Raw genomic sequence first — 5,277 nt, forward strand, 5'->3', positions numbered from 1 at the left:
TCTCAAGCGCTGTTTTGACACTGAAGCGCTTGAGAAGTTCAACGACTTTTTGCTCTAGATCAGGTCGCGACTTTGTGATGCGTCGAATGTTGTCAATAATTCCTATGGCTGCGGCACAGTAAGCCATCACGTCTTTTTGAAATGGATTGGCGATCGTGAACTCAATATGTTCATGAGATCGACTATTGCCTAAGGAGACGGTGGAAAGCGCTGCCTCATGCTTTTTTAGATCCATGCATGCGCCCTGTGCCGCCTGTATAAGTGCGAAAAGTCCTTCGCGTAATTTGTGCTCACGCCAAAATTTATGACTGGCAATTACATTTGGAAAGTAGTTGAGCGATAGCGAACAGATAAGCTCACGCTCTTTCGCTGAAGTGGGAAATATTGACCTCTCCAGGATTAGYCTTGCCTCCCGATTTTGATGCTGATCGTACTCGTGACGCTGATTGAAAAAGGCCTTTATATCCATCCTTCACCTCTATTCTGGTTTTTGCGTGTTTGAGGAAGGGGCGTTTCTGTTCACTGAGCTACCCCCATTCTCCAGGTACTTCCCCAGTGACGGCCTAGAAACCGGCAGCCGTAATTTTTTGGCGCCGCAAATTTCCGTTAAGAACCTGTTCAAGTTTCAGCTCATGTCCGAGTAGCTGATTCCCCTGCACGCTGAAAGTCACTGGCGTGCCCACCATTGAATAGTCCGTATCGGGACCAAACCAGATGTCTTCACCGTACCACTGCTGACCGGAGGCAAACTTTACCCGGTAGGTCCCAGGGGGAACGCCGATTTCAACTTGTTCGCCGGCTCTCACGAAGACAGCCATAACGGCTACACCCGATTGCCAATCTGCGAGTTTGATGAAGTAGTTCACTCCGCGACCGGCCGTCACCTTGAACGGGGGCTGGTTGGTCGCAAACTGACGCCACGGTGGTGCTTTGTGTTCGCCGCTCGGCGGGAGTGGCTGCAAGTTTGCTGCCAGCGTTGCTTGCTGTTGTCGCGCAATTGCAGCCGCTTTTTCGTATTCGATGCCGGCCTGCAAGAGCCGAGCTTCCTCCGCATCTACGCTTCTCTTGTATTCGACAAACCACCAGGTACCAAGTGCCAGAGTGAGCACGGCCACTATCGCGCTTTGGGCGTAAAGCGCCGGACTCATCATCCCCACACCATTGCGTAGTTTGGCGATAGCCTCATCGGATCCCGCTGACTGGATGAGGTCATTCAGGTTTTCGCGCAGCTCCTTGAGCTGGTCTTCAACCTTGTAGCCAAGCTTGGCGCGCATCCTCGCAGCCCTTGAGTTGGGGTTCCTCACGCGTAGCGTTGCCGCATAAGCCTCTCGTGCGATAGCCAGCGCGAGCGTCCTATTGCCGGTGGAAAGGAAGTACCCGGCCTGATGCGCGAGGAGTTTGGCGTTCTGTTCGGAAAAGGCATTGGCACCGAAAAGGTTCTGGTAAAGCGCGTCTAGGCTCCAAAAAAAACCATGCAAGCTCCACCACCCCGTTACAACGGTGATTCCAGTACTCTTTGCGCCTTCGTACATTTCACAACGTGCGCAGTAGACCCCTTGAAAAGGCTGGCGAGTGGCGCCGACTACATAGGAGAACACTCGGAAAAAGACGCGATAACGCGGACTGGCAGTGAGACTGTTGCACCTGCTACACCGTACGGGCTCGTATGACGTCGTTCCAGTCGAGGCGCGTGTTGAAGAGCTAGAAGCCTCTTGTACCGTGGATGAAGCTGTCGAGAGTGCAGGTTCAACGGATGAAGCGTCATAAGCGGCCCTCTCCACAGGATCGGACAGCACGTCATAAGCCCTCTGTAGCTCTTGAAAACGCCTGGTCGCATCGAACCCCTCATTCCGGTCTGGATGTCGCTCCATTGCGAGAGCGCGGTAGGCCGCCTTGATGACTGATGCTGGCGCGGTTGGTGCAACGCCCAAACACGCGTAGTAACCCAAAGGATCTGTTGTCCCCATATTCACCCCCTCCTAGCACAAGGATACCCGCCCACGACAAACGCGCTATTGGATTTTTCCCGGCTTGGGCCTTCCTTTTCGGGGTTTATTCAGCTATTCGACCTACTTTGCGATACGTTGACTAGCTATGGTTCAAACCCGAACCAATCGTGGGGATGTCGGCAACCTGGAAGCAGACGAACTATGCTGACGGTCGTTGAATGGAGCCTGTATTTACCGATCCCCTTTGATCTCCAGGCCTCACCTCAGGTCATTGGCACTGGCCGCATATGTCAGCTGGTAGCGGGCTGCCATCGAACCGGGCTGGGCACCGTGGCGCTCGATACCTTGGCCGAGCGCCTCCTGCTGCAGGGCATCCAGCGCCGACGCGYCATAGGCGACGGCGACCACGACCCAGTCGGCCGTCTTGTCCTTGCCGCCGCGAATCTGCTGCTCCTTTGTGCTGACGGCCTGCGGCGTCTCCGTGCGCAGCACGTGAAATGCGACGCCGCCTGGCTGGCTGACGAATGACGCCCCAAGCTCCGAGAGGTGGTCCAGCAGTTCTGCATGCCGGCCTTCGGCGGGCGAGAGGCGCAAGGTCAATGCATGACGGGCGATGCCGCCCCCCGCGCTGTGCAGCAGACGGCATTGGCTTCGGACCATGTCACGATGGTGCGGCATCATCTTCGTGGACCAAGGCGTCGGGTTGTTCAGGCGTTCCAGGTAGTCGGTCGACGTGAGGGTCTCGTAGTCCTCCAGTTCATACAGGACGAAGAAGCCTTCTGCGTTGTCAATGCTGGACCAGCGTGAACCCCGCAGAAAACCCTTGATGCCCATGCGCTCGGGAAAGTGCTCATGGGAATGCCAGTGTTCGAACTCCTCGCGGTGTTCTGCTGCCATGTTCCACCACATCGCAACGGCGGCTTGTCCCAGGAAGGCCATGGTGTTTACCGCCTCAGGCTCAGTAAGTACCGGGCACAAAGATGCTGTTGTCCACTGACTTGATGTCGGTGCGCCCACAGAAGGCCATCGTCAGGTCCAGTTCCTTGTGGATGATCTGCAATGCCTTGGTCACGCCTTCTTCGCCCATGGCGCCCAGGCCGTAGAGGAAGGCGCGGCCGATGTAGGTGCCCTTGGCACCCAGGGCGGTGGCTTTCAGCACATCCTGGCCGGAGCGTATGCCGCCGTCCATATGCACCTCGATCTGGTTACCGACTGCCGCGACGATCTCGGGCAGGCAGGAAATGGAAGACATGGCGCCATCGAGCTGGCGGCCACCGTGGTTGGAGACCACCAGCGCATCCGCGCCTGAATTGACGGCGAGCTTTGCGTCTTCAACGTCCTGGATGCCCTTGAGGATCAGCTTGCCGCCCCAGCGTTTTTTGATCCATTCCACGTCGCCCCAGTTGAGGGCCGGGTCGAACTGTTTGGCCGTCCATTCCGAGAGCGAACCCATGTTCTCGACACCCTTGACGTGGCCCACGATGTTGCCGAAGCCGTGGCGTTTGGTACCCAGCATGCCCAGGCCCCAGCGCGGCTTGGTCATCAGGTTGAGGATGGTCGACAGCGTCGGCTTGGGCGGGGCGCTCAGGCCGTTCTTCAGATCCTTGTGGCGCTGGCCAAGAATCTGCAAGTCGAGCGTGAGCACCAGTGCCGAGCAATTTGCCGCCTTGGCACGGTCGATCAGGCTTTCAATGAAGGCGCGGTCCTTCATCACGTAAAGCTGGAACCAGAAGGGGTGGCGATCTGTGCCGGCGGCCACGTCTTCGATGGAGCAGATGCTCATGGTCGACAGTGTGAAGGGGATGCCGAATTTTTTGGCGGCGCGGGCGCCCAGGATTTCGCCGTCGGCATGCTGCATGCCTGTGAGGCCCGTGGGAGCAATCGCCACCGGCATGGCCACGGGCTGGCCGATCATGGTGGTGGCTGTGCTGCGGTTTTCCATGTTGACGGCCACGCGCTGGCGCAGCTTGATCTTCTGGAAGTCGCTTTCGTTGGCGCGGTAGGTGCTTTCCGTCCATGAACCGGAGTCGGCGTAGTCGTAAAACATGCGGGGCACCCGCTTTTTGGCCAGGACGCGCAGGTCTTCGATGTTGGTGATCACGGGCATGGGGTCTCCAGACGACAGTTTTTTTGAGGGAAGCTGCCGCCATGGTAGCGCCCGTGTTGGCGCGCTTGCGTGAATTCTGCTTCTGGGGTTGTGAAATTATTGATAAGCCTCCCGCATAATCTGCGCCGGAGCGCCCCGGTGGCGCTACCTCAACAAAAAGCGGCGACCAGGGTCTGTTCGCCAATACCAGGGAATTACCTATGCAACGCACTCTCTTCACGCTGATCCCCCTCCTGACGCTCGCACTGCTGGCCGGATGTACCCGCATTGAAACCGGCGAGGTGGGCTTGCGCATCAACTTTGACAAAACCACAGACCCGACCGAGCGCCTGCCTGGCTCTTTTAACCAGACGCTGATCGGCGATATCCTGACTTTCAAGATTCAGGACGTGGCGGTGGCCGTGGACAACATGACACCCCTGGCGTCCGACAACTCAACCGTCAAGGACTTCGACATGACGGTGGTCTACAACGTCAACCCGACGGCTGTTTCCGAACTGTGGACCACGAAAAACCGGACATTCCATGGCCTGTCGGACAAAGGCGGCGACATCCTGCTGATGCAGAACTATGTGGCGATGAGCGCGCGCAATGCGGCTTACAAGGTGGCGCGCGAATATGAATCGCTCAAGATGGCCGACAACCGCCCGGCGATTGAGCAGAAAATCCGCGAAAACGTCATCAAGACGCTGACCGAGGAAAAGCTGGCGGACAAGATCACGGTTTCCCAGATCCAGGTGCGTGCCATTACCCCCGCCGACGTGATTGTTCAGAGTGCCAACGAACTGGTGCGAGCGCAAAACGAGCTGAAAACCAAGGAGGTCGAAGTGCAGACCGCCAAAAAAGAAGCAGAGCGCATTGCTGCCCTGAACGCCAACGCGGGTGCGATTGGCTACATGAACGCCATGGCCAACCTGAAGATCGCCGAAGGCGTTGCCGCAGGCAAGGTGCATACCATTGTGGTGCCCTATGACTTCAAGGGCATCGTGAACGCAAAGTGAGCCTGGGCCGGCGGCGCGCATCCAGCGCTGCCGGCATCTCCTACCAGCTGCCCGACGACCCGCCGCCGCTGCTGGAGCCGCCCGACGAGCTCCGGCTGCTGGAGCTGGAGCTCGAACTGCTGCCCGACGAGCTGCTGCCATCCCGGTCATCGCGTCCACTGCTGCTGCCGGAGCCACCCGTGAAGAAGCCGAACAGCATCGCCAGCCCGAATGCCATGCC

The 5,277-nt window shown here is 58.0% G+C and carries 6 protein-coding genes and 1 pseudogene; 2 read left to right on the forward strand and 5 right to left on the reverse strand.

Annotation, left to right across the window (positions count from 1 at the left end; translation table 11 throughout):
* The 5 genes and pseudogenes from AC1D0Z_RS15515 to AC1D0Z_RS15535 form a co-directional block, all read right to left on the reverse strand.
* A partial coding sequence (locus AC1D0Z_RS15515) for a hypothetical protein (RefSeq protein ID WP_477659121.1) occupies positions 1 to 469 on the reverse strand: 469 nt, incomplete at its 3' end.
* Between the two features lie 94 nt (positions 470 to 563).
* Positions 564 to 1,532, reverse strand: a complete 969-nt coding sequence (locus AC1D0Z_RS15520) for a hypothetical protein (protein ID WP_477659126.1) — start codon at positions 1,530 to 1,532, stop codon at positions 564 to 566.
* Between the two features lie 240 nt (positions 1,533 to 1,772).
* Positions 1,773 to 1,967: pseudogene (locus AC1D0Z_RS15525) on the reverse strand (J domain-containing protein); the annotation flags it as partial.
* A gap of 240 nt (positions 1,968 to 2,207) precedes the next feature.
* Positions 2,208 to 2,888 carry a hypothetical protein gene (locus AC1D0Z_RS15530; RefSeq protein ID WP_477659122.1) on the reverse strand — a complete coding sequence of 227 codons (681 nt, stop codon included), beginning with the start codon at positions 2,886 to 2,888 and terminating at the stop codon, positions 2,208 to 2,210.
* A gap of 19 nt (positions 2,889 to 2,907) precedes the next feature.
* Positions 2,908 to 4,056 (reverse strand): alpha-hydroxy acid oxidase, encoded by a 1,149-nt coding sequence (locus AC1D0Z_RS15535; RefSeq protein ID WP_477659123.1) that lies wholly within the window; start codon positions 4,054 to 4,056, stop codon positions 2,908 to 2,910.
* Positions 4,057 to 4,256: 200 nt separating this feature from the next.
* On the opposite strand from AC1D0Z_RS15535, the gene AC1D0Z_RS15540 reads away from it, so the two are divergent.
* Complete coding sequence (locus AC1D0Z_RS15540; RefSeq protein WP_477659124.1) at positions 4,257 to 5,057, forward strand: SPFH domain-containing protein; 801 nt, start codon at positions 4,257 to 4,259, stop codon at positions 5,055 to 5,057.
* Positions 5,054 to 5,277, forward strand: a 224-nt coding sequence (locus AC1D0Z_RS15545; protein WP_477659125.1) for a hypothetical protein, incomplete at its 3' end; no start/stop codon positions are given. The genes AC1D0Z_RS15540 and AC1D0Z_RS15545, both read left to right, overlap by 4 nt.

It is taken from the genome of Polaromonas sp. P1_E3, assembly GCF_056405935.1.

Coding starts and splice junctions, on each gene's coding strand:
- AC1D0Z_RS15535 (WP_477659123.1), bottom strand. CDS start 4,056: ATGCCCGTGATCACCAACATCGAAGACCTGCGCGTCCTGGCCAAAAAG.
- AC1D0Z_RS15520 (WP_477659126.1), bottom strand. CDS start 1,532: ATGTACGAAGGCGCAAAGAGTACTGGAATCACCGTTGTAACGGGGTGG.
- AC1D0Z_RS15540 (WP_477659124.1), top strand. CDS start 4,257: ATGCAACGCACTCTCTTCACGCTGATCCCCCTCCTGACGCTCGCACTG.